The organism is Maricaulis sp. (assembly GCF_048270265.1).
Classification (GTDB): Bacteria; Pseudomonadota; Alphaproteobacteria; order Caulobacterales; family Maricaulaceae; genus Maricaulis.
The window spans coordinates 1-21,570 of record NZ_JBLWTD010000016.1 but is presented as its reverse complement, the minus strand read 5'-3'; the positions used below and the strand labels follow the sequence as shown (position 1 = coordinate 21,570).

The 21,570-nt window shown below is 64.7% G+C and carries 24 protein-coding genes and 1 other RNA gene; 11 read left to right on the top strand and 14 right to left on the bottom strand.

Annotated elements, in window-relative coordinates:
• Positions 1–10 precede the first annotated feature (10 nt).
• Genes ACN0YF_RS09810 through dapD form a run of 3 tightly spaced genes read left to right on the top strand, consistent with a single transcriptional unit; the run spans position 11 to position 2,526 of the window.
• Positions 11–1,006, top strand: coding sequence for a DUF1036 domain-containing protein (locus ACN0YF_RS09810; RefSeq protein ID WP_417494233.1), 996 nt, complete (start codon positions 11–13; stop codon positions 1,004–1,006).
• Positions 996–1,709, top strand: coding sequence for a pyrimidine 5'-nucleotidase (locus ACN0YF_RS09805; RefSeq protein ID WP_417494232.1), 714 nt, complete (start codon positions 996–998; stop codon positions 1,707–1,709). The genes ACN0YF_RS09810 and ACN0YF_RS09805 overlap by 11 nt, the downstream gene beginning before the upstream one ends.
• Positions 1,702–2,526, top strand: a complete 825-nt coding sequence (gene dapD / locus ACN0YF_RS09800) for a 2,3,4,5-tetrahydropyridine-2,6-dicarboxylate N-succinyltransferase (protein WP_417494231.1) — start codon at positions 1,702–1,704, stop codon at positions 2,524–2,526. Before ACN0YF_RS09805 ends, dapD begins: the two co-directional genes overlap by 8 nt.
• Before the next feature lie 401 nt (positions 2,527–2,927).
• Here dapD and ACN0YF_RS09795 read toward each other — a convergent pair whose 3' ends face one another.
• Entirely contained in the window at positions 2,928–4,205 is a 1,278-nt protein-coding gene (locus ACN0YF_RS09795; RefSeq protein WP_417494230.1) for an NAD(P)/FAD-dependent oxidoreductase, read from the bottom strand.
• A gap of 126 nt (positions 4,206–4,331) precedes the next feature.
• On the opposite strand from ACN0YF_RS09795, the gene ACN0YF_RS09790 reads away from it, so the two are divergent.
• Positions 4,332–4,673 (top strand): aspartate decarboxylase, encoded by a 342-nt coding sequence (locus ACN0YF_RS09790; RefSeq protein ID WP_233342284.1) that lies wholly within the window; start codon positions 4,332–4,334, stop codon positions 4,671–4,673.
• A gap of 200 nt (positions 4,674–4,873) precedes the next feature.
• Here ACN0YF_RS09790 and ACN0YF_RS09785 read toward each other — a convergent pair whose 3' ends face one another.
• Both ACN0YF_RS09785 and ACN0YF_RS09780 read right to left on the bottom strand, forming a co-directional pair.
• Positions 4,874–5,575: a hypothetical protein gene (locus tag ACN0YF_RS09785; protein ID WP_417494229.1), complete on the bottom strand. Its 702-nt coding sequence runs from the start codon at positions 5,573–5,575 to the stop codon at positions 4,874–4,876.
• Between the two features lie 114 nt (positions 5,576–5,689).
• Positions 5,690–6,160 (bottom strand): cupin domain-containing protein, encoded by a 471-nt coding sequence (locus ACN0YF_RS09780; protein WP_417494228.1) that lies wholly within the window; start codon positions 6,158–6,160, stop codon positions 5,690–5,692.
• Positions 6,161–6,210: 50 nt separating this feature from the next.
• Here ACN0YF_RS09780 and dapE point away from each other — a divergent pair, with 50 nt between their 5' ends.
• The gene (gene dapE, locus ACN0YF_RS09775; protein ID WP_417494227.1) at positions 6,211–7,377 is read left to right on the top strand and encodes a succinyl-diaminopimelate desuccinylase; all 1,167 of its coding nucleotides are present in this window, start codon (positions 6,211–6,213) and stop codon (positions 7,375–7,377) included.
• The gene (locus ACN0YF_RS09770; RefSeq protein ID WP_417494226.1) at positions 7,374–7,955 is read left to right on the top strand and encodes a hypothetical protein; all 582 of its coding nucleotides are present in this window, start codon (positions 7,374–7,376) and stop codon (positions 7,953–7,955) included. Before dapE ends, ACN0YF_RS09770 begins: the two co-directional genes overlap by 4 nt.
• A 10-nt stretch (positions 7,956–7,965) precedes the next feature.
• Here ACN0YF_RS09770 and truA read toward each other — a convergent pair whose 3' ends face one another.
• Both truA and fmt read right to left on the bottom strand, forming a co-directional pair.
• On the bottom strand, positions 7,966–8,709 hold the full coding sequence (gene truA / locus ACN0YF_RS09765; protein WP_417494225.1) for a tRNA pseudouridine(38-40) synthase TruA: 744 nt from the start codon (positions 8,707–8,709) through the stop codon (positions 7,966–7,968).
• Entirely contained in the window at positions 8,709–9,641 is a 933-nt protein-coding gene (gene fmt, locus ACN0YF_RS09760) for a methionyl-tRNA formyltransferase (protein ID WP_417494224.1), read from the bottom strand. Before fmt ends, truA begins: the two co-directional genes overlap by 1 nt.
• 86 nt (positions 9,642–9,727) lie before the next feature.
• On the opposite strand from fmt, the gene ACN0YF_RS09755 reads away from it, so the two are divergent.
• On the top strand, positions 9,728–10,096 hold the full coding sequence (locus tag ACN0YF_RS09755; protein WP_417494223.1) for a Kazal-type serine protease inhibitor family protein: 369 nt from the start codon (positions 9,728–9,730) through the stop codon (positions 10,094–10,096).
• A 48-nt stretch (positions 10,097–10,144) separates the two neighbouring features.
• Here ACN0YF_RS09755 and ACN0YF_RS09750 read toward each other — a convergent pair whose 3' ends face one another.
• Positions 10,145–10,726 carry a hypothetical protein gene (locus tag ACN0YF_RS09750; protein WP_417494222.1) on the bottom strand — a complete coding sequence of 194 codons (582 nt, stop codon included), beginning with the start codon at positions 10,724–10,726 and terminating at the stop codon, positions 10,145–10,147.
• A 166-nt stretch (positions 10,727–10,892) separates the two neighbouring features.
• On the opposite strand from ACN0YF_RS09750, the gene ACN0YF_RS09745 reads away from it, so the two are divergent.
• Positions 10,893–11,741, top strand: a complete 849-nt coding sequence (locus ACN0YF_RS09745; RefSeq protein ID WP_417494221.1) for a pirin family protein — start codon at positions 10,893–10,895, stop codon at positions 11,739–11,741.
• Here ACN0YF_RS09745 and def read toward each other — a convergent pair.
• On the bottom strand, positions 11,738–12,265 hold the full coding sequence (gene def, locus ACN0YF_RS09740) for a peptide deformylase (RefSeq protein ID WP_417482325.1): 528 nt from the start codon (positions 12,263–12,265) through the stop codon (positions 11,738–11,740). The two genes, ACN0YF_RS09745 and def, sit on opposite strands and share 4 nt — an antisense overlap.
• A gap of 47 nt (positions 12,266–12,312) precedes the next feature.
• Positions 12,313–13,722 (bottom strand): DNA recombination protein RmuC, encoded by a 1,410-nt coding sequence (locus tag ACN0YF_RS09735; RefSeq protein WP_417494220.1) that lies wholly within the window; start codon positions 13,720–13,722, stop codon positions 12,313–12,315.
• A gap of 136 nt (positions 13,723–13,858) precedes the next feature.
• On the opposite strand from ACN0YF_RS09735, the gene ACN0YF_RS09730 reads away from it, so the two are divergent.
• Positions 13,859–14,977, top strand: coding sequence for a GNAT family N-acetyltransferase (locus ACN0YF_RS09730; protein WP_417494219.1), 1,119 nt, complete (start codon positions 13,859–13,861; stop codon positions 14,975–14,977).
• On the opposite strand, the gene ACN0YF_RS09725 is transcribed toward ACN0YF_RS09730, so the two are convergent.
• The 6 genes from ACN0YF_RS09725 to ACN0YF_RS09700 all read right to left on the bottom strand — a co-directional run bounded on the left by ACN0YF_RS09725 (position 14,974) and on the right by ACN0YF_RS09700 (position 18,935).
• The gene (locus tag ACN0YF_RS09725) at positions 14,974–15,696 is read right to left on the bottom strand and encodes a queuosine precursor transporter (RefSeq protein WP_417494218.1); all 723 of its coding nucleotides are present in this window, start codon (positions 15,694–15,696) and stop codon (positions 14,974–14,976) included. The genes ACN0YF_RS09730 and ACN0YF_RS09725 overlap by 4 nt on opposite strands.
• Positions 15,697–15,799: 103 nt before the next feature.
• Entirely contained in the window at positions 15,800–16,405 is a 606-nt protein-coding gene (gene recR / locus ACN0YF_RS09720; protein WP_417494217.1) for a recombination mediator RecR, read from the bottom strand.
• Positions 16,406–16,424: 19 nt separating this feature from the next.
• Positions 16,425–16,748 (bottom strand): YbaB/EbfC family nucleoid-associated protein, encoded by a 324-nt coding sequence (locus ACN0YF_RS09715; RefSeq protein ID WP_417494216.1) that lies wholly within the window; start codon positions 16,746–16,748, stop codon positions 16,425–16,427.
• Complete coding sequence (locus tag ACN0YF_RS09710) at positions 16,745–18,502, bottom strand: DNA polymerase III subunit gamma/tau (RefSeq protein ID WP_417494215.1); 1,758 nt, start codon at positions 18,500–18,502, stop codon at positions 16,745–16,747. Before ACN0YF_RS09710 ends, ACN0YF_RS09715 begins: the two co-directional genes overlap by 4 nt.
• Positions 18,503–18,570: 68 nt before the next feature.
• An RNA gene (gene ffs, locus ACN0YF_RS09705) (signal recognition particle sRNA small type) lies at positions 18,571–18,669 on the bottom strand.
• Between the two features lie 44 nt (positions 18,670–18,713).
• Positions 18,714–18,935 (bottom strand): hypothetical protein, encoded by a 222-nt coding sequence (locus ACN0YF_RS09700; RefSeq protein WP_417482331.1) that lies wholly within the window; start codon positions 18,933–18,935, stop codon positions 18,714–18,716.
• A 158-nt stretch (positions 18,936–19,093) separates the two neighbouring features.
• Here ACN0YF_RS09700 and ACN0YF_RS09695 point away from each other — a divergent pair, with 158 nt between their 5' ends.
• Both ACN0YF_RS09695 and nudC read left to right on the top strand, forming a co-directional pair.
• Complete coding sequence (locus tag ACN0YF_RS09695) at positions 19,094–20,449, top strand: MBL fold metallo-hydrolase RNA specificity domain-containing protein (RefSeq protein WP_417494269.1); 1,356 nt, start codon at positions 19,094–19,096, stop codon at positions 20,447–20,449.
• A gap of 92 nt (positions 20,450–20,541) precedes the next feature.
• Complete coding sequence (gene nudC / locus ACN0YF_RS09690) at positions 20,542–21,465, top strand: NAD(+) diphosphatase (protein WP_417494214.1); 924 nt, start codon at positions 20,542–20,544, stop codon at positions 21,463–21,465.
• Positions 21,466–21,570 lie beyond the last annotated feature (105 nt).

Below are 21,570 nucleotides of genomic sequence, written 5' to 3'. Positions count from 1 at the left end.
GCCAAGCCTCATGTTGATGCGCCTTCTGATCCTCCTCGGCCTCTCCCTGTGCGCCACCGCTCCGGCGCGCGCCTATGATGTCTGCAACCAGACCAGCTATATCGTCCATGTCGCGACCGGCTGGCCGGTCGCCGGTGGCGTTGCGATCCAGGGCTGGATGCGGATGCGGCCGGGCGAGTGCAGTGAAGTGGCCGGCGATGTCGAACTGGCCGACGATCAACCGCTCTATTTCTACGCCAAGACCAGCGATGCCTATCTCGGCGGCGTGCGCGAATGGCGCGGCACCATGGCCTTGTGTGTCGACGAGGCCGATTTCGAGGTCGTCGCCAATACCCGCTGTGCCGCGCTCGGCCTTGCCTCGCGCGAATTCATCGTCCGCGAGGGCGATCAACGCGACCGGACGGTGCTGGTCGGGCCAGACGATTTCGGCACGCATGCGGAAGTCGCCGGCATCCAGCGCCTGCTGCAATCGGCAGGCTATCCGATCACGGCTGTCGACGGCTATGACGGCCGCGGCACCGATCGCGCCATCGCCCGTTTCATGACCGATGCGGAGCTGACGACGCGGCCAGCCAATACGGCCCTGATCGACGCCCTCGAATCGCGCGCCATGACCCGCAATGCCCAGAGCGGCATGACGATCTGCAATGAATCAGACGGGGATATCGCGACCGCGATCGGCTATCGGGCCGGCGAAATCCTGCAATCGCGCGGCTGGTGGCGCCTGCATGCCGGCGAATGTGCGCGCCTTCTGGCGGCGCGGATCGAGACGACAAACACCTATTACTATGCCGAGCGGATCAATGCCGCCACGCGCCGGCCGCTGAATGGCGGCACGGACGCTTTCTGTATCGCTCCGGCCCGCTTCCTCGCCGAGGAGCGCACCGGCTGCACCGAGCGCGGCTATGCCACGGCGAATTTCCGCCGCATCCCCGAACCCGTCGATGGCGGCGTGCGGATCATGATCGAGGAATCCGATTTTGCAGGCCCAAGACGTGACCGCTGACCGCCCCGACCTGACCCATATCGATCACTGGGTGTTTGATCTCGACGACACGCTCTACCCGTCCGATGCGCCGGTCATGGCCCAGGTCAGCGCCCGCATGACCGAATATGTCGCCCGCCTGCTCGACTTGCCCCATGACGAGGCCCGGCTGCTGCAGAAGTCCTACTGGCGTGACTATGGCACGACCCTTCACGGGCTGATGGCCAACCATCCGCTCGATATCCGCGAATATCTCGACTTCGTGCACGATATCGACCACAGCGTCATCCCGGCCAATCCCGAACTGATCCGCCATCTCGGCGCCCTGCCCGGCAAGCGTCTGGTCTACACCAATGGCTCGCTGAAACATGCCGAGAACGTGCTGGCGCATCTGGGCATCGACCATTTGTTCGATGACATTTTCGACGTCGAGGCGGCGGGCTTCACGCCCAAACCCCATCGCGAGGGTTTTGACCGTTTCGCCGCCCGCTTCGACCTGCCGGTGCCACGCTCGGTCCTGTTCGAGGATTCTGTCCGCAATCTGAAAACCGCCCATGAAATGGGGTTCACAACCGTGCTGATCCGCGCGAAGGAAGGCCTGCGAACGGAAGATCACAGCCTTGCCGGCGAAGATCCCGACCATGTCCATTTCGCCGCCGACTGTCTGACGACCTTCCTGGGCGAAATGCGGACATCCACGACACCGGAGACCGCCCATGACTGACCCGATCCAGACCATCATCGAATCCGCCTGGGACAATCGCGACTCGGTCTCGACCGACACGACGGGCGAAATTCGCGAGGCCGTCGAGGCCGCGATCCAGCTGCTCGACAGCGGCAAGGCCCGCGTTGCCGAACAGGCGGGCAATGGTGACTGGACCGTCAATCAATGGCTGAAAAAGGCCGTCCTGCTGGGCTTCCGTCTCAACCCGATGGGTTTGATTGATGGCGGCGTTGCCGGCGCCGGTTGGTGGGACAAGGTGCCGTCGAAGTTCGAGGGCTGGGGCGAGGCCGAATTCAAGGCGGCGGGTTTCCGCGCCGTACCACCCTGCGCCGTGCGCCGCGGCGCCTATATTGCGCCGGGCGTCGTGCTGATGCCCTCCTATGTCAATCTCGGCGCCTTTGTTGATGAAGGCACGATGGTCGATACCTGGTCGACGGTTGGCTCCTGCGCCCAGATCGGCAAGCGGGTGCATATCTCCGGCGGTGTCGGCATTGGCGGCGTGCTGGAGCCCTTGCAGGCGGGTCCCGTCATCATCGAGGACGACGTCTTCATCGGCGCCCGTTCCGAAGTCGCCGAAGGCGTCATCGTGCGCACCGGCGCGGTGATCTCGATGGGGGTTTTCCTCGGCCAGTCGACCAAGATCGTCGACCGCGCCACCGGCGAGATCACGCGCGGCGAGATCCCGGCCTGGTCGGTCGTGGTGCCCGGCACCTTGCCCGATCCCAAGGGCGGACCGTCACTGGCCTGCGCCGTGATCGTCAAGCGCGTCGATGCCCAGACCCGCTCGAAAACCTCGATCAATGAGCTGCTCCGCTAGATTCGTCTGACGCGCCGGTTTCCGTCACGCCTTGGCGGGTATGACAGCCGGGCCAGCCCGGGGGCGGCAGAGTGTGTCTGTTCCGCTTGCGCGGGAAAAACACTGCCAGTCTGCCACTCTGTCATTATTGGGCTTCAGCCCTGCCGGCAAAGGCCCGGACGCGATGACTGGAGGTGTGACAGAGGCTGTCAGCCTGCCATTGCGAGACCGGATTTGCGCCAGGCCAATGCCCGCCGCCGCGGGTATTCCGGCGCGGCGCGGGCGCGTTTTTGGTGATCCATCCACGGTGTCAAAGAGCGAAATCCGCATGACTATAACCCCGCGCCGCCAGGGGGCGGAGAAGACAGGAATACCCGGGCCAGGAATAACCCGGGCAGGCAGGAATGAAACGCCGGGCGCGATTATTCGGTGTGGGGGCCTTCGTCAGCCACGACCCCGGACACTGCCACGTCTTCCGGCTGCGTCTGCAGCCCCATCCAGACCTCGATCCCGCGTGCCGCAGCGATGCCGGTCGAGAAACAGCCCTGCAGGAGATAGCCACCGGTCGGCGCTTCCCAGTCGATCATCTCGCCGGCGACGAAGACGCCCGGCAGGGCTTTGAGCATCAGGCCGATATCAAGCCCTTCGCGGGCAATGCCGCCGGCCGAGGAAATCGCGCGTTCCAGTCCGGTCTGGGCGGTGATGGTGACCGGCGTCGCCTTGATCCGACGGGCCAGATCGGCCGGCTCGCCGGGCAGTTCACCGCTCTCGCGCAGCAGGCCGATCGCCTGCGGTGACAGGCCGGCCTTGCGCAGTGTATTGGCCAGCGACTGGCCCTTTTTCGCCGACGCGATCCGCTCGGTGATCTCGCCAATCCTGTGATTGGGCCGCAGATCGATCGTCGCCGTTACCGGATAACCGGTGGCCAGCGCCTTGCGGATCGGGGTGGAGAGCGCATAGACCGCGCCGCCTTCCAGCCCGTATTCCGAGATCATCGCCTCGCCGCGCACGGTTTCGCCATTCAGGCTGATCGAGATCGTCTTCAGCGGCTGGCCGGCGAAGCGCGATTTCATGATCTCGCTCCAGGCGATCTGGACACCGCAATTGGTCGCGGCCAGCTCATGCACCTCGACATCGCGAGCGCGCAGCCTATCGGCCCAGCCACCATCCGAACCGAGCCTGGGCCAGCTGGCACCGCCGAGCGCCAGCAATGTGGCGTCGGGCTTGTCGATAGTGATCTCCCCGTCAGGCGTGTTGAACAACAATTCGCCGTCCTCGCCCCAGCCTGCCCACTCATGACGCATGCGGAACTGCACGCCCTGGGCATCGAGCCGGGCGATCCAGGCGCGCAGCAGCGGCGAGGCCTTCATCGCCTTGGGAAAGACACGACCGCTGGTGCCGACAAAGGTCGGCTGGTCCAGGCTCTCGGCCCAGGCGCACAGATCCGCGGGGGTGAAGATTTCCAGCCAGGACGACATCCAGCCGGTGGCCTCGCGATAGCGCGCGACAAAGGCCTCGCGGTCATCGCTATGGGTCAGGTTGAGCCCGCCACGCCCGGCCATGAGGAATTTGCGCCCCAGAGTCGGCATGCGCTCGTAAACGGTGACGGCGTGGCCGCGGGCGCTGAGCCGTTCGGCGGCGATCAGGCCGGCGGGGCCGCCACCAATGATGGCGATTTGTCTGGAAGATTGTTCGGTCATGGGCGACTTCTAGTCTTTCCACGGCGAAACAGCCAGAATCCCGCCCAGTGCGCTGATGCGGCCCTGTCGCGGGACGCTCGAATCTGATGCAATACCCGCCAGCGAAGAACCATGAAGGAAATTGCCGTGAGCGATGTGAAAGCCAAGACCAATCCGGATGCTGCCGATCCGACCGCGCCCTACGGCTCCGCCAACAACCCGTCGGAATTCGATGTCCTCAAGCGGCTCGATGCCAATGAGCCCTATTTCATCATCCGCGGCGGCGATCCGCTGTCCGACGCGCTGGTCGAGCTGCACGCCTATATCGGTGCCGGCCAGAGCGGCGCCGCCCACGACACGCTGGAGCGCATCCTCGCCCTGACAGCCCAGCACCCGCCCCGCCCGGTGGGCTCACCCAAATATCGCGAGACGTTCAAGATCTCGATCTCGATGGAACGCTATCGCGAGACGCACGGGCGCTCGCACTAGGGTCTGAACGAGGGACGTGTACCTCTGGTGCGCGTCCCATCGGGCAAATTTCTGTTTTGGTCCTCAACGGAATTCTGTGCGAGAGCCAAGGCAAGGCTCGGCAAGAGGAGCATTCAGCCCCTTCAACGAGAGAAGATTGCCTCCCCGGGACACGTACCAGAGGTACATGTCCCTCACCCTGGGGCGAGGTCAGGTGCGCCTCAGCCGGGCTCTTCGTACTCAATGATCTGCCAGAGGATCCGGCGATCAGGCTCCGACGACGGGCCTTCCTGATTGGCATCAAAATACGCGCGGGTTGGATGCTGCACGGGCACCCTCCCGGCGCCGAAGCCCGTCACCTCGCCCGGGTTCGCACCGATGGGTTCATCCACGAGGAATTCATCATATCCGCTCCAGTTGAACGTCCGGCGCAGCGCGAAGTACCGCTCAATGACCCTCTCGCCGCGCGGTTGCTCCCCACTACGCATAACAGTGCGCCGCCCGCCATCGAGGATGACCAGGACGTAGTCCTGAGACTCAAGCAGGTGGCGCGGGTTAATGTCCTGAGTGGGCGACAGGGCGCAAGCTTCCAAGTAGGCCGCCCCGAGATAGCGGCTGGTCATGGGTTCACCGGGGTTCAGGCATCCGCCATTGCGATGGACCAGACGATAGCCGCCGGGGTCGCTCAAAATTCCCCAGTGCTGATTGGTGGCGCCATCCACACACGGCTCACGGAAGACTCCACCATCCGGGTGCCGCGCGAGACAATTGTACTCGATACCCCGCACGATGAAGAGGAGTTCCTCGCCCGGCTGACTGACGCGAGGTGTGACGGCCGCGGTGGCTGTCACGTCCTTTTGCGCATCGGCGACTGAGCCGAATAATGCGGCGGTCGCAGCGATCGCAATGGCGAAATTTTTCATGAGGATGATCCACACCTTGGGTTTTCTCGGAGAGTTACCGCAGGGTGCGACCGCGTCACCCTAGGGGGCATGGCGCCGAACGCAACCCGCGCGCTCAAAGAAACTCAAATGGAATCAATAAGGCGTGCCATCCTTGTGGACGAAAGTGCCCGTGCCCGGCCGGTCATAGCGTTCCGGCAGGGCCCTCATGTCGATATCGGGGTATTCGGCGCCATCCGCGTCGATGCGGGTGCCGATGGCGAGGAAGATGCAATCCTCGTCCGAGCGGTTGACCAGGTGATGCCCGTCCTCGACGCCGGCGCGGAAGCCGGCGCAATCACCGGGACGCATCACGGTCTCGCCGCCATCCATCACCAGCACCGCCTCGCCGGAGATGATCTGGACGAATTCATCCTCATGCGTGTGCCAATGGCGCTGGGATGACCAGGCGCCGGGCTCGAGCCGGACCTGGTTGACGCCGAACTGGGTCAGGCCGGCAGCCCCGCCGAGACGGCGGGTATGGCGGCCATTGCAGGCTTCGTTGAACGGTGCGGGATAGCCGCTCTTCGAGATTTCAGCGACATCCTCGACGGCAAACTTGCTCATGGCTGCATCCTTGTTCTGGCGCGGCCGGACGAACCGGCTATGTTTCGATTATGAACACAGCTCTCGATCTTTCCAATCCGCTCGCGCTCGCCCAGCGCCTGATCCGCTGTCCCTCGGTGACCCCGGCCGATGCCGGAGCGCTGGATGTGGTGCAGCAGGCACTGGAAAGCCTCGGCTTTGCCTGCCGGCGTCTGCCCTTCGGCGAGATCGACAATCTCTATGCCCGCCGCGGCACAGCAGCCCCCTGTTTCATGTTTGCCGGCCATACCGATGTCGTGCCCCCGGGCAATGACGCCAAATGGACCCACCCGCCCTTCGCCGCCGAGGCGGTCGAGGGCGTGTTGTGGGGCCGCGGCGCCGCCGACATGAAAGGCGCCATCGCCGCCATGGTCGCCTCGGTGCAGCGTCTGCTCGACGAGCACGGCGAACCGGACGGCTCGATCGCCTTTCTGATCACCGGCGATGAGGAGGGCATGGCGATCAATGGCACCAAGGCGGCGCTGGAACAGCTCGCCGCCGAGGGCGAGCGCTTCGATCATTGCCTGGTTGGCGAACCAAGCAATCCCAACGCGATGGGCGAGACGATCAAGTCGGGCCGGCGCGGCAGTCTCAATTGCCGGATCTCCATCACCGGCCGCCAGGGCCATGTCGCCTATCCGGAACGGGCGGAAAACCCGATCCCGCCTTTGCTCACCCTGCTCGGCCGCCTCACCGCGCGCCTGCTCGATGACGGCGCGGAGAATTTCCAGCCCTCCAATCTGGAGGTCACCAGTATCGATGTCGGCAATCCGACCACCAATGTGATCCCGGGCCATGCCGAGGCGCGCTTCAATATCCGCTTCAATATCGCCCATACCGGCGACGAGCTGACCCGCTGGATCGAGGATGAGGCGGCGCTGGTGGCGCTGACCTTCGACGGCGAGGTGGTCTGCGATATCCATGTCACCGGCGAGGCCTTCCTGACCCCGGCCGGAGCCTTCACCACCCTGTTGCAGGACGCGATCGAGGCCGAGACCGGCCGCCGCGCCGCGCTCACCACCGGCGGCGGCACCAGCGATGCCCGCTTCATCCACAAATACGGACCTGTCGCCGAATTCGGCCTGGTGGGCGCCAGCATGCACAAGATCGATGAATGCGTGCCGGTGGCCGACCTGGAAACGCTGACCCGCATCTATACCCGCATCCTCGCCCGCTATTTCACGGACACGCCGGCATGATCAGACTGGTCGCGGAGGCCTGGCTTGCGGTGCAGGGATGCTGGCGCATCCTGACCTTCAAGGAGGGCTGGGAGGAGAATTTCAACACGTCGATGGGCGGGTTGTGGCGTTCCTTCTCGGCGGCGATTTTTGCCCTGCCCCTGGTCACACTCAGCCTGCTCAGTGCCTGGCACGGCTCCAATGGCGAACGCGTCTACGGGCTCGAGGACTTCCTCGTCTATTCCCTGTCCTGGGTGGTATTCCCGCTCGCGGCAGCGCTGGCGGCGAGCATTGTCGGCGCGCGAGGCCGCTGGGCCGCCTGGGTGGTGTTGCACAATTGGAGTTCGATCATCCTGTTTGCGATCCAGGCCACGATCTACACCCTGTTCATGGCCGGCCTGATCAATTTGCAGCTGATCGCCATACTGCTCTGGCTATACCGATATCTGCGGATTCTGGTGCACTGGCGCATCGCCTATATCGCCCTGGGCCAACCCACCCTGACCTCGGCGGCGGCGGCGGCCGTGCCACTGCTGGCATCGGAATTCCTGCTCATTGGCCTGAGCCTCGCGATGACACCCGGCGCGTCGGCCGGCTAGGCCCCAGGCCTCAGTCCGGATAATCCACGGCCACCAGATAGAGCCCGTCCGACGGAGCCACCGGGCCGCAACGCTTGCGATCGGCCGCATCAAGCGCGGCCTTGAAATCGCGCAGCGACCATTTGCCGACCCCGACCTCGACCAGGGAGCCGACAAAAGAGCGCACCTGGCGGTGCAGGAAGGAGCGCGCCGAGCAGGTCACCTGTACCTCCTCGCCAATGCGCGAAACACGGATCTCGTCGAGCGTCTTGACCGGGCTTTCCGCCTGGCATTGCGCATCGCGGAAGGTGGAAAAATCATGGCTGCCCACCAGCATCTGCGCCGCCGCATGCATGGCATCGCTATCGAGCCGTTGCGGCACGCGCCAGATCTGGCCCTTGTCGAGGGTGAGCGGCGAGCGGCGGTCGATCAGGCGGTAGAGATAATGCCGCTTGGTGGCCGAGAAACGGGCGTGAAAATCCTCGCCGACCTTCTCGGCCTCGAGCACGGCAATCGGATCGGGACGCAGATGGTGATTGAGCGCATCGCGCACCCGGTCGCAACGCAGATCCTTGTCGAGATCGAGATGCGCCACCTGCCCCAGCGCGTGCACACCGCTATCGGTGCGGCCCGCGCCCTGAACGATCACCGGCGCGCCATTGAGCGCCAGCGCCGCGCGTTGCAGCGAGCCCTGCACGGACGGGCCGTGATCCTGCCACTGCCAGCCGTAGAATGGCGTGCCGTCATATTCCAGGGTGAGCTTGTAGCGCGGCATCAGCCCAGCACCGTTCCGGCCGGCACAGCGGTGCCGCGCAGGAAGTCCTCCGCCTTCATCGCCCCCTTGCCCTCGCGCTGCAGACGCAGCAGGCGCAGGGCACCGGAACCACAGGCGATCAGAAGCTTGTCGTCGAGCGCCGTGCCGGGCGCGCCCTCGCCCGCCTCGCTGGCCGCAAGCAGGACCTTGACCCGAACGGGCCCCTTCTCGGTCGCCAGCTCGAACCAGGCGCCGGGAAAGGGCGAGAGGCCACGGATGTGCGGCGAGAGTTCCGCCGCCGGGCGCGACCAGTCGATGCGCGCCTCCTCCGGCGTGATCTTTTTGGCGTAGGTGACGCCATCTTCCGCTTGCGGCACCGCCTGCAAGGAGCCGCGTTCGAGCGCCGCCAGGGCGCGCGGCCACATCAGGGCGCCGACATCCATCAGCCTGTCGTGCAGACTGGCGGCGGTGTCGGTTTCGCTGATGGCAACGGTTTCGGACAGCAGGATCGGGCCGGTATCCAGCCCGGCTTCCATCTGCTGGATCTGGACACCGGTCTGGCTATCGCCGGCCATGATCGCGCGCTGGATCGGCGCCGCCCCGCGCCAGCGTGGGAGCAGGGATCCGTGCAGATTCAGGCAGCCCAGGCGCGGCGCATCCAGCGCCCGTTGTGGCAGGATTTGCCCGAAGGCGACGACGATGGCGGCATCAAGATCGAGAGACTCGAACGCCTCGAGCACCGCATCATCCCTAAAGCTGCCAGGGGTGGAGACGGGAATTCCCAATAGTTCGGCCAGCTGGTGCACCGGCGTCTTCTGCTCCGACTGGCCACGTCCGCGCTTGCGCGGCGGCTGGGTATAGACGCGCACGATCTCGTGCCCCGCTGCAGCGATCTCGGCGAGCGAGCGGACCGCAAAGTCGGGCGTTCCCATGAAGGCGAGGCGGAGGGTCATGCGCGCTATTGTCCCGTCAAGATCAATCGACTTATTCCCGCTGTCTTAACTTTGATATAGGCTGACCGCCAAGCAGGAGCGACACCATGACAAAACCGGCCGGCATTCTCATCACCCTCGTTTCCGGACTCCTGGCGCTCAGCGCTTGCGCCGCATCGACGCCGGACGGTCCCGTCACCAATACACGCCCGACGTCCGAAATTGGCGGCATGTGCGGCGGCATGATGGGGACGGGCTGCGCCGATGCGAACGCCTATTGCCGCTATGAGCCCTCGGCCCAGTGCGGCGCGGCGGACCAGTCCGGTATCTGCACACCGAGGCCACAGGCCTGCACGCGCGAATACCGCCCCGTCTGCGGCTGCGACGGCCAGACCTATGGCAATGCCTGCACCGCGGCATCTGCGGGCGTCAGCGTTGCGCGGGATGGCGCCTGCGCACCGTCAGATGATGACTGACAAGCGGAGCTGACGGGACATGCGCCACAGGCGCATGTCCCTGAATCCCTACTCGGCGCCCCAGGGGGCCGGTGGAACATCAACCGGATGGGTCATATCAAAGCTGACCTCGAAATGACGCTCCGGCCGATCGAGCGCATAGGTCAACGTGTCGTCCGTCAGCGCGATCGTCCAGACATTGGTGACTGAAACCGCGAGCCCCTCGCGCTCGAACAGGTCTTTCGAGAACTGATCGGCCGGGAATTCGGCGCGGCCATTGGCCGGCGGCGTCACGGTCGAACCGCCATACATGGTCACCGCATCATCGCTGCCATCTTCGTGACGATGGTCGTGCTGCAGGCGCAGGCCATCGCCCTGGCGGCTGATGATCCAGGTGCGCGAACGATCCTCGCCGACATGCAGGGGGATGCGGACTTCGTCATCACTGCATTCGCGGAAATGGATGGTCAGCACCTCAGCGGCCCAGTCGGCATCGCGAGGATCATCACTGATGACCGCGCCTTCGAACGCCTGACCGCAATATTGCGACAGCGCCGCCAGCATGTCGTCGCTGGCTGGCGTTGATTCCGGTGCGGAACAGGCTGCGAGGCTTATCAAGCCAAGCGCGGCGCTGGCGTGGATCAGTTTCATTATGGCAATCCCCTTGAAATTGTTTCGCAACGATCCCGCACCTGCCGGACCGGGTCAAGCACAAGCGATCCTGTCCGCAGCGGAAACAATGCTTTTCGCCAACGCGGCTGGTTTCGGGACCGCGAAGGCCTATTTTGACGCTCTACCGAGCCCGCAGGAGCGCATCATGTCCACCACCACCAAGACCAGAGCCCGCCGGATCAGCCAGATCTCGCGCGGCATGCCGACGTCGGACGGTGCCGGGGTCAAGCTGACGCGGATGCTCGGCCATCAGGGGCTGAACTATCTCGACCCATTCCTGATGCTCGACCAGTTCCGCTCTGACAATCGTGATGACTATATCGCCGGCTTCCCCAGCCATCCGCATCGCGGTTTCGAGACCGTCACCATCATGCTCGATGGCCGCATGCGTCATGGCGACAACAAGGGCCACAAGGGCGTGATCGGACCGGGCGGGATCCAGTGGATGACGGCCGGGCGCGGGATTGTTCACTCCGAAATGCCCGAACAGGACGAGGGCCGGATGTGGGGCTTCCAGCTCTGGGTCAATCTGCCGGCGAAACAGAAGATGACGGCGCCGCGCTACCAGGAGTTCAGCGCTGACCAGATCCCGGTCGAACAGCGTGAAGACAGCCGCGTTCGCGTCCTGGCTGGCTCCAGCGCCAGCGGCGTCACCGGCCCGGTCGAACAGATCGCCACCAGGCCGCTCCTGCTCGACATCACGCTGGAGCCCGGTGCCACTTTCAAGGAAGGGGTGCCGGCCGGGCATACGGTTTTCATCTCGGTCTACAAGGGCGAGGTTTCCGCCGGAACCGAGACCGTCAAGGCACCCGACCTCGGCGTCCTGAGCGATGGCGATGCGGTAGAATTGAAAGCCGGAGCCCAGGGCGCGAGCTTCATCCTCGCCGCAGGCCAGCCGATCAATGAGCCGGTGGCACGCTACGGCCCCTTCGTAATGAACACCCAGGCCGAGCTGCAACAGGCCGTGGCCGATTTCCAGGCGGGGCGATTCTAGGCCGCGTCGTCGCGGGGTTTGTCTTTTTCCAGCTTCTTGACGCGCTGGACGGCGCGCTGGCGTTTGAGGCGCGAGAGATAGTCGATGAAGAGAATGCCCTCGAGATGGTCCATCTCGTGCTGGATGCAGACGGCGAACATGCCCTCGGCGATCTCGTCGCAGGGCTTGCCGTCATAATCGAGATACTGGATGCGGACCCGGTCCGGGCGCTCGACCTCGTCAAACACGGTCGGCACCGACAGACAGCCCTCTTCATAGGGCTGCAGCGTATCGGACGGGTCAGACAGGACCGGATTGACGAAATAGCGCGGCTGCGGCGGCTCGTCGGCCTTGGCCAGATCCATCACGATGACGCGTTTGGGAACGCCGACCTGGATCGCCGCGAGGCCGATCCCGTCGGCGGCGTACATGCTTTGCAACATGTCATCCATCAGATCGCGCAACTCGTCATCCACCCGCTCGACGGGTTGGGACACCAGTTTCAGGCGCGGATCGGGGACGGTGATGATTTCTCTGACAGCCATGGGCACTAGATAGGGCGAGCGGTGCGCGGAATCAAGAATTGGACACTTCAGTCGGCCCCGTCCGGCGCCGCCAGCGCACGCGGGGCTTCATCGACCTGGTCGGGCGCCTCGATCGTCTTGGTCTGGGTGGCCGCATTCATCTCCGACATCCGGCGGGCCGAGACCAGCACCCGCGTCTCCAGCGAGGCGACGGCCTTGTTGTAGTTCGAGGTCGCCGATTTCAGGCCCGAGCCGACGCGGCCGAGATGTTCGGAAAAGGCACTCAGACGCGAATAGAGCTCGGCCCCCAGCGCCGCGATCTTCTCGGCATTGGCTTCCAGAGCCTGCTGGCGCCAGCCGAAGGAGACGGCCTTGGCGAGGGCCAGCAGTGTGGCCGGAGTGACGATGATAATGCCCTTGGCAATGGCGTCGTCAAACAGGGCCGGGTCCTGGTCCATGGCAGCGTTGTAGAAGCTCTCGCCGGGAATGAAGAGCGCCACGAAGTCGATCGCACCATCGACAGCGTTGGCATATTCCTTCTTGGACAATTGCTTCACATGCGTACGCACCTGCGCCGCATGCCGCTGCAGGGCGCTTTTTCGGGCGGCCTCATCCTCGGCTTCAACAGCATCGAGATAGCCGGTCAGCGCGACCTTGGAATCGACCACGAAACGCCCACCACCGGGCAGGCGCACCACGAAATCCGGGCGCATCGCATTGCCGTCGCTGTCGCGAGTCTGGTGCTGGGCCTCGTAATCGATATTGGCGCTCAGACCGGCCAGTTCGAGAATATTCTCGACCGTGCGCTCGCCCCATTGACCGCGTGTCGTCGAGGAGCGCTGCAGCGCATTGACCAGTTTGGAGGTCTCCTTGTGCTGCACCGAGAGGCCTTCGGACAATTGCTTGATCTGATTGTCGAGTTCGCCCTTGTGCGCGTGGCGCTCCTTCTCGATGATCGCCAGCTGGGCGCGGAACTCCTCCAGTCCTTTCTGGACCGGTTCGACCACGGATTTGACGCCGCCCTCGGTCTTTTCCTGGCTGACCTTGAAGGTCTCGCCGGCGCGCTCGAGGAATTTCTTCTGGCTCTGGTCGAGCACTTCCCCGGCCAGGGCGGTGAATTTGACGCGGATTTCCTCACCCATTTTCGACAGGGAGGCGCGTTCCTCGGCGACAGCGCGCTCGCGCTCCTGCATCTGCGCCTGCATGGCGGCGACGCTTTGCTCGGCGGCCTCGCGCGCGGCCGTCTGGGCCGCCAGTTTCTCACCAAGCTCGGCAAGCTGGCTTGCCCGCTCCTCGGCGCGCGCCAGCGCCAGCTCGGCATTGGCCCGCATCCTCCGCTCCTCGGCCAGATCTCCGGCCGCAGTCTCAAGCTCGCGCCGGGCCTGGGTATGGGCGCGAAATTCAACAATCGCGATCACGATGGCGATCAGGGCGAGGGCTGCGAGGCCGGCGAGCGGGAGAAGCGTGGCGGTATCCATTGAAATCATCCGAATCTGATTGACGAACTCAAGCCTAGCACAGCGGCCCGGACAAAAGCTGTCGCCTGCCCATAGGGGTATTCATTTCGGCCCGCAACTTGCGTCTCCCCTGTTGGGGCACAACCGGGGTAGCTACATGGACGTGAAAATCGTCTCGATCGGGGACATTGACGACAAGATGATCTCACAATGGAACGCCTGGGCTGCGCCCGGCGGCCAGCTGGTGAGTCCATATCTGCGTTTTGAGTTCACCCGCAGCGTTGCGCGCGCACGCGGCGATGTCCGCATCGCCGTGTTCGAGGACAAGGGTGAAATCATCGGTTTCTTCCCGCATCATGCCGCCCGCGAGGGCGTGGTCCGGCCGATCGGTGCGCCCATGAGCGATTATCAGGGCATTATCGCCGCGCCGGGACAGGTGCTGGACCCCAAAGCCGTGCTGGTGGCCAGCCACGGCTCGGCACTGGTGTTCGACAACTGGGTCGGACCCGATCCCGGCGATGACCCGGCAGTGCGCACCCGCGATGGCTCGACCATTGTTGAACTGACAGACGGCGCCGAGGCCTATTTCGCCGCTCAACAGGCCGAATTCCCCTCACACTTCCGCAAGACGGCGCGCCTGCAGCGCAATGCCGAGCGCGATCACGGCCCGGTTCGCGTTGAACTGGGCGATCCGGACGGACGTCTGTTCGAGGCCCTGTGCGACTGGAAACAGGCGCAATACCGCGACACGGGCAAGCTCGACGTCTTCGGGATCAACTGGGTCCAGTCCGTGCTGGCCGATCTGCGCGAGAATGAGGGCGCCGGATTTGGCGGCCTGACGGCAGCGCTCTGGTTCGGCGACCGGCTCGCGGCCGTTGAATTCGGTCTGGCGGCCGGCGGTGTCTATCACTCCTGGTTCCCGGCCTATGATCCGGGTCTGGCGAAATACTCTCCGGGCCTGCTGCTGATGCAGGGCCTGTTCAGACAACTTGGCACCCGCGGCATCACCCGCGTCGACCTTGGCGGGGGCAGCGCCCAGTACAAGAAATATTATCGCAGCTACGAAGTGCCGCTCTACCAGGGCAGGATTCTGTCGACCGGTCTGGCAGCACTGGGCATTCGCAGCTGGGAACTGGCCGAATCCGCAGCCCGGATCATGCCCGGACAGCTCGCCGAAATCCCGGTGCGCCTGCGCCGGCGCTGGGCCCAGGCCTCGGCCTTCGAGTCCGGCCTGCCACCGCGCCTGGCCAGCATGGCGCGGGCGCTCTCGCTCTAGCCGCGGAAATCGCCCAGCGGCCGGCCCACGGCGAAATTCCGGATCAGATAGACCGCGGGCGTATCGAACGCCGCGACCATGATCTTGACCACGATCTGGCCAAGAATCAGGCTGCCGATCGCTGCCAGTGGCAGGGCACCCAGAAAGCCGGCCGTGATGAAGATCAGGCTGTTGAGGATTTGCGACACCATGGTCGAGACATTATTGCGCAGCCAGAGCCGGTTCTTGCCAGCATCGCGCTGCTGCAGATAGTGATAGATCAGGATGTCGGAACTGGCACTGATCGCGAAGGCGACCATGCCGGCGAGATTGAGCCGGTTGCTGGTCGACAAAATCGACTCGAAGGCCTCCTGACTCTCGGGCGACCACTGATTGATCACGGTGATGAAGCCAAACACGTCCTCGGCGTGAAGCGCATAGAGGATCAGCACCATCATCAGCAGGCGCATCAACAGGCCGATCAGCACGACGCAGAAGGCGTAGCTGCGTCCCCAGACCTCGCTGATCACATCCGTCGCGAGATAGGTCAGGCCGAAGGCCAGGGTGCCCGCCGGAACCAGGACCGAGATGCTGCCGAAATGGAATTCCTGGATCTTGGACGAGGTGATGGCCGCCATCACCAGCGAGACCATGAACAGGGCGATGCAGAAGAACAGCGTTGCGGTCTTGCGTGTCAGACGGTCGGCATGATGGTTTTCCCGCTCCGTCTCCGTGGCCATGTCTGTATGCATCCCCGATCAACCACGCCGCGCATTGCCGGCCACTGCTGCAGCCTAGGATGATTTGGCCTCAGAAGGCCATTTGGTTTTTTGACAGACGGACCTAGACCGCCGCCCGGCTGCGGAAGGCCGCTGCCAGCGTGCCGTCATCCAGGTAGTCCAGCTCGCCACCCACCGGCACGCCGCGCGCCAGCGACGTCACGGACACGCCCGCCGGCTGAAGTTTGTCGGCGAGAAAATGCGCGGTTGTCTGGCCGTCGACCGTGGCATTGAGTGCCAGCACGATCTCGGTGATCTCCTCGCGTGCCGCGCGCTCGATCAACTTGGCGATATTGAGGTCTTCGGGCCGGACACCATCGAGCGCCGACAAGACACCGCCGAGCACGTGATAGCGCCCCTTGAAGGCCCCGGCGCGCTCCAGTGCCCACAGATCGCCCACCGTCTCGACGACACAGATCGCCGCCGGCTGACGGCCGGGCGAGGCGCAGACGGCGCAGGGGTCAGTCACGTCGAGATTGCCGCATTCACTGCAGGCCCCGATCTTGTCAGCGGCATCACCGAGCGCCTCGGCGAGCGGACGCATCAGGCTGTCGCGCTTGCCGAGCAGATGCAGGGCCGCGCGCCGCGCCGAGCGCGGGCCTAGCCCGGGCAGTTTGGCCAGCAGGGCCATCAGGCGTTCGATTTCGGGTCCGGCAGAGGCAGTGCGCATCGGGTCAGGTCCTGTCCGCTCAGCCCGGCATCGACATGCCGGGTGGCAATTGCAGACCGCCAGCGGCCTCTTTCATCACGTCCTGCTGCAGCGCTTCCATCTTGCGCCTGGCATCATTGTGGGCGGCCATCACCAGGTCCTCGATGACTTCGCCTTCGGTCGGATCGAGCAGGGAGGGGTCAATCGACAGGGCGCGCATCTCGCCCTTGCCGCTGAGCGTCATGGTCACCAGGCCGGCACCGGCCTCGCCAACGACCTGGCTGGCGGAGAGCTTTTCCTGCGCCTCGGTCATTTTCTGCTGCATGGCCTGCGCCTGCTTCATCAATCCCATCAGATCGGTCATGCGCGATTCTCCGCTTGGCTGGTTTCGTCTGTATCGTCGGGTTTGGCCGCTTCAATGACGCGGACAATCTCGGCACCGGGGAAGAGACGCATCGCCTCTTCCACCGCCGGATCGCTGCGCACCGCCGCCATTCTTTCCTGCTTGCCGCGCTGACGCCGCTCCGACCAGGTCTCGCCGCCCTTGGCATTGGCGTCGGCGAGAATCATCCAGCGCGTCTCGGTCCATTCCTGCAGACGCTTGGACAGGCGTTGCGCCAGATCGGACGGCGCGTCCTCGGTTGGCTGGTAGGTCATCGCGCCCGGCTTGAAGGAGACCGGACGGACACAGCGCTCGACATCAAGCTGCAGGATGATGTCGCGCCGCTCCTGCAACATGGCAATCAGCTCTTCGAAACTGGCAGGCCCCTGTTGCGTGGCCGGCACTTCGACGGCTTCGGCCGTCATGGCAGCGTCGGGACCGGCCGGCATCGCTGCCGGCTCAGGCTTTCCCGGCGCCTCCCTGTCTGCCGCAGCCGGAGGCTGGCTGGCCAGCAGGCGGGCAGCATCTTCCGGCGGGGGCAGCATCGAGGCGGCGACCAGGCGCAGCAGCGTCATCTCGGCGGCAGCGAGCGGATCAGGTGCCTTGCGGACATCCTCCAGCCCGGTCAGGAGCAGTTTCCACAAACGGGTCAGCTGAGCGAGGCTCTGGCTTTCGGCAATCGCCGCGAGGCGCTGGACCGTGTCGGCCGCCTCGCCGAGATCAGCCCCGGATCCGACCGCCTTCACGCGGGAGATGGCGTGGACATAATCGAGCAGGTCGCGGGTGATAACGACGGGATCGCCGCCGGCATCATAAAGCGACGCCAGTTCGTTCAGCGCATCACTGGTTCGCGCAGCGAGCGCGTGGTCAAGCAGGTCGAGTACGCGCGCACGATCAGCCAGGCCGAGCATGTCGCGGATCTGGGTCGCGGAGACGGGGCCGTCAGCCTCGGCGCCCTGGACAATCGCCTGGTCGAGCAGGGAGAGCGCATCGCGCACCGAGCCTTCGGCCGCGCGGGAAATCAACGACAGCCCGTCGCGTTCGACCTGCGCCGATTCGAGGCCGCAAATGCGCTCGAGATGGTCGGTGAGCACGTCGCGGTCGATCCGCTTGAGGTCAAAGCGCTGACAGCGCGACAGCACCGTCACCGGCACCTTGCGAATCTCGGTGGTGGCGAAGATGAATTTGGCGTGCTCGGGCGGCTCCTCCAGCGTCTTCAACAGGGCGTTGAAGGCGGAGGTCGAGAGCATGTGGACCTCATCGATGATGTAGACCTTGTAGCGCGCCGACACCGGGGCGTAGCGCACACCCTCGAGAATCTCGCGGATATCGCCGACACCGGTCCGCGAGGCAGCATCCATCTCCATCACATCGACATGGGTCGAACGGGCGATGGCATCGCAATGCTCGCCGCGGACATCGAGCTTCATCGAAGGCTGGTTGATCTCGGCATTGCGGAAATTCAGTGCCCGCGCGATCAGGCGCGCCGTGGTCGTCTTGCCGATCCCGCGCACACCGGTGAGCATATAGGCATGGGCGATGCGGCCCGCCGCAAAGGCATTGGTCAAGGTGCGGACCATGGCCGCCTGGCCAATCAGGTCTTCGAATGTGTCAGGACGGTATTTGCGCGCCAGAACCTGGTAGCCGGGAACGGGGCCGGTCGCGGGCAGATCGAGCCCCGGCATCAGCGCCTCCGCTGCGCCTGTCTCGTCGGATGGCAGCGGCGTATCGTCCATATCGGCTCGCTTGGCTGAAATTCGGGTGACTGAAATCCGGGCTGCGCGGGGCTAATTGCGCTGGTGCGCGTGGAAGACCGGACAGCGACCCGTGCCAAAACTCGTTACGGCTGCTTCCTTCCGGACCTGACCGGGTTGGCGAGGAGCTCGTCCACCGCCGATCTTCCAAGGTCTATATCGCAAGCCGGACCTCCCGGTGCAAGTCATGGCTTCACTGTTGACGGTGAAAACTGCCCTCGCCCATGCGCGCGGCCGCGTCGAGAAACAGGGCATGGTCGTCGAGCACGGCGATCAACGCGTCGTCACCGCCGGAGGAGACGAGCAGATCGCGCCAGTATCCGGTGATCCGCGCCTGGGTTTCGAGCCAGTCTCGGACCGCCAGATCGGCCTGTCCGGCCTTGATATCCTGGCAATGCTTGCGGGTATGATTCATCGTCGCGCTCCTCTTGCGTCAAGCTTAATTGAGAATCATTCTCAAAATCAAGCCGGCCAGCGGCGATTTGTTTCGACAGGCCGCAGCATCTTGATAGGCTTGCCGCATCGGCACAGCCTGCCACCCCTGCCGCGCATCGGAGATCCGTTTTGACCGAAATGAGCCTGACCTGCATGGGTGCCGCCGGTACGGTAACCGGCTCGCGGCATCTGCTCGAAGCCGATGGCAAGCGCATCCTGCTCGATTGCGGCATGTTCCAGGGCCGGCGCGATATCCGCACCCGCAATTGGGAACCCTTCCCGGTTGCGCCCTGGTCGATCGATTCGGTCGTGCTCTCCCACGCCCATATGGACCATTCCGGCTATGTCCCGCGTCTGATCCGCGATGGCTATGCCGGCGACATCCTGTGCTCGCCGCCGACCATTGATCTGTGCGGCATCCTCCTGCCCGACAGCGGCTATCTGCAGGAACGCGACGCGGAATATGCCAATCGCAAGAAATTCTCCCGCCATGAACCGGCGCTGCCGCTCTATACCGAGGATGAGGCGGAGGCCTCGATGGAGCGTTTTCGCGAGGTGGAATTCAACACCGATACCGATCTGGGCCATGGCGCGCGGCTGAAACTGCGCCGCGCCGGCCATATCCTCGGTGCCGCCACCGTCGAGCTGAACTGGCATGGCCGCACCGTCGCCTTTTCCGGCGATCTCGGCCGCTATGACGACCCGGTGCTGTTTGATCCCGAACCGATCGGGCAGGCTGATTATCTCCTGCTGGAAACCACCTATGGCGACCGGCTGCATGAGCAGGGCGATCCGGGCGAGCTGCTGGCCGGCATTGTCGAGCGCACCACGGCGCGCGGCGGCACAGTCGTCATCCCCTCCTTCGCCGTCGGCCGGGCACAATTGCTGACCTATTATCTGTGGAAGATGAAGAAGGCAGGCCGGATCAAGAATGTGCCCGTCTATCTCGACAGCCCGATGGCGATCAATGCCAGCGCGATCCTGCGCCGCCATTTTGGCGATCACCGCATCTCTCCCGGCGATGCCGAAGAAATCGGCGACATGGTCAATTACGTCCGCGAGACCGAGGATTCCAAGGCCCTGACCGTGGACAAGATGCCCAAGGTCATCATCTCCGCCAGCGGCATGGCGACCGGCGGACGCATCCTGCACCATCTCAAAGCCTATGCCCCGGATCCGCGCAATACGGTGGTAATCTCCGGCTTCCAGGCCCCGGGCACGCCCGGCGCGACCATCCTTGCCGGCGCGGACGATATCCGCATCCATGGCCAACACGTTCCGATCCGGGCCGAGGTCGAAGAAATCTCCATGCTCTCGGCCCATGCAGACGCCAACGAGCTGATGCAATGGCTTGGTGGATTCAAGACACCCCCTCGCAAGACCTTCCTCGTCCATGGCGAGCCGGCCTCCTCGCGGGCCTTGCGCAGCCGGATCGAGCGTGAACTGGGCTGGTCCTGCGAAATTCCCGGCCATCTCGACCGCTTCGACCTCTAGCACGGCGCAGACGTTGAAGGTCGCAATGAACCCTTGTAATCCTTGCCTGCACGCCCTGACGCGCGCAGCGCACCGCCAATCCGGATATTGCCATGAGTGACCGCTCCGTCCTGATAAACCGCCCGCCCCTCGTCTTCGCGGGCTCACCGCTCGATCGCGGCGAGCGCCTGCGCCGCGACACAGCGAAACTCGCGGCCCAGGCCGGGCGCGAGAATGCCTGGACGATGGTGCTGTATCGCGGCCTGCCGGGGATCGCGGAAGGGGGCGGCATCGCCTGGCTGAAGCTTGATGACTGCGAGCGGCTCTACGGCCCGGCGCAGCTGCAGCTCTATCTCGGCGAGTTACGCGGCGATCCGGTATTTGCCACCGAATTGTCCCAGGAACCGCCGGCCGAGGCCGCCATTGCCTTCATGGATGCGCGCCAGGCCGCCATGGCGCTGAGCCAGAGCGAAGCGGCGATCTTTGCCCACGCCAAGGCCCTGTGTGCCTGGCATGAACGCCATGGTTTCTGCGCCAATTGCGGCCAGGCCACCGAGATTGTCTCTGGCGGCGCCAAGCGGGTCTGCGGCGGCTGCGAGGCGGAGCATTTCCCGCGCGTCGACCCGGTGGTGATCATGCTGGCGATTGACGGTGATAACTGCCTGCTCGGACGTCAGGCCAGCTGGCCGCCGGGCATGTGGTCGGCACTGGCCGGCTTCGTCGAGCCGGCGGAGACCATTGAAGAGGCTTGCGCCCGCGAGCTCGAAGAAGAATCCGGCGTGATCGCCGACATCGCCGCCATCCGCTATGTCATGACCCAGCCCTGGCCCTTCCCCTCATCCCTGATGATGGGGCTGGTCGCACCGGTCACCAATGCCGCGGTCACGGTTGACGAGAACGAGCTTGAGGATGCGCGCTGGTTCTCCCGCGACGAGGTCCGTGCCATGCTCGAGGGGCGCCATCCCGAGGCGCAGGTCCCGCCTTCGGTCGCCATTGCCCGGCTCCTGATCGAATTATGGGCTCACGGCGAGATCTGACGCCGCGCAGCCCGCCCCGGCCGCACGTTAGGCATCGATGAAGGCGCCGGCATAGGCGGCAACCGTGGCGCCGTCATCGCCATAGGAACGGCCATGCCGGCCGAT

Bases quoted from the DNA above. Each gene is read 5' to 3' on its own strand.
- recR (WP_417494217.1), bottom strand. From the start codon at position 16,405: ATGCGCACTGCCTCTGCCGGACCCGAAATCGAACGCCTGATGGCCCTG.
- ACN0YF_RS09780 (WP_417494228.1), bottom strand. From the start codon at position 6,160: ATGAGCAAGTTTGCCGTCGAGGATGTCGCTGAAATCTCGAAGAGCGGC.
- ACN0YF_RS09710 (WP_417494215.1), bottom strand. From the start codon at position 18,502: ATGGACGATACGCCGCTGCCATCCGACGAGACAGGCGCAGCGGAGGCG.
- ACN0YF_RS09770 (WP_417494226.1), top strand. From the start codon at position 7,374: ATGATCAGACTGGTCGCGGAGGCCTGGCTTGCGGTGCAGGGATGCTGG.
- nudC (WP_417494214.1), top strand. From the start codon at position 20,542: ATGAGTGACCGCTCCGTCCTGATAAACCGCCCGCCCCTCGTCTTCGCG.
- def (WP_417482325.1), bottom strand. From the start codon at position 12,265: ATGGCTGTCAGAGAAATCATCACCGTCCCCGATCCGCGCCTGAAACTG.
- dapD (WP_417494231.1), top strand. From the start codon at position 1,702: ATGACTGACCCGATCCAGACCATCATCGAATCCGCCTGGGACAATCGC.
- ACN0YF_RS09730 (WP_417494219.1), top strand. From the start codon at position 13,859: ATGGACGTGAAAATCGTCTCGATCGGGGACATTGACGACAAGATGATC.
- ACN0YF_RS09785 (WP_417494229.1), bottom strand. From the start codon at position 5,575: ATGAAAAATTTCGCCATTGCGATCGCTGCGACCGCCGCATTATTCGGC.
- ACN0YF_RS09700 (WP_417482331.1), bottom strand. From the start codon at position 18,935: ATGAATCATACCCGCAAGCATTGCCAGGATATCAAGGCCGGACAGGCC.
- ACN0YF_RS09715 (WP_417494216.1), bottom strand. From the start codon at position 16,748: ATGACCGATCTGATGGGATTGATGAAGCAGGCGCAGGCCATGCAGCAG.
- truA (WP_417494225.1), bottom strand. From the start codon at position 8,709: ATGCCGCGCTACAAGCTCACCCTGGAATATGACGGCACGCCATTCTAC.
- ACN0YF_RS09695 (WP_417494269.1), top strand. From the start codon at position 19,094: ATGAGCCTGACCTGCATGGGTGCCGCCGGTACGGTAACCGGCTCGCGG.
- ACN0YF_RS09735 (WP_417494220.1), bottom strand. From the start codon at position 13,722: ATGGATACCGCCACGCTTCTCCCGCTCGCCGGCCTCGCAGCCCTCGCC.
- ACN0YF_RS09750 (WP_417494222.1), bottom strand. From the start codon at position 10,726: ATGAAACTGATCCACGCCAGCGCCGCGCTTGGCTTGATAAGCCTCGCA.
- dapE (WP_417494227.1), top strand. From the start codon at position 6,211: ATGAACACAGCTCTCGATCTTTCCAATCCGCTCGCGCTCGCCCAGCGC.
- ACN0YF_RS09795 (WP_417494230.1), bottom strand. From the start codon at position 4,205: ATGACCGAACAATCTTCCAGACAAATCGCCATCATTGGTGGCGGCCCC.
- ACN0YF_RS09745 (WP_417494221.1), top strand. From the start codon at position 10,893: ATGTCCACCACCACCAAGACCAGAGCCCGCCGGATCAGCCAGATCTCG.
- ACN0YF_RS09725 (WP_417494218.1), bottom strand. From the start codon at position 15,696: ATGGCCACGGAGACGGAGCGGGAAAACCATCATGCCGACCGTCTGACA.
- ACN0YF_RS09755 (WP_417494223.1), top strand. From the start codon at position 9,728: ATGACAAAACCGGCCGGCATTCTCATCACCCTCGTTTCCGGACTCCTG.
- fmt (WP_417494224.1), bottom strand. From the start codon at position 9,641: ATGACCCTCCGCCTCGCCTTCATGGGAACGCCCGACTTTGCGGTCCGC.
- ACN0YF_RS09810 (WP_417494233.1), top strand. From the start codon at position 11: ATGTTGATGCGCCTTCTGATCCTCCTCGGCCTCTCCCTGTGCGCCACC.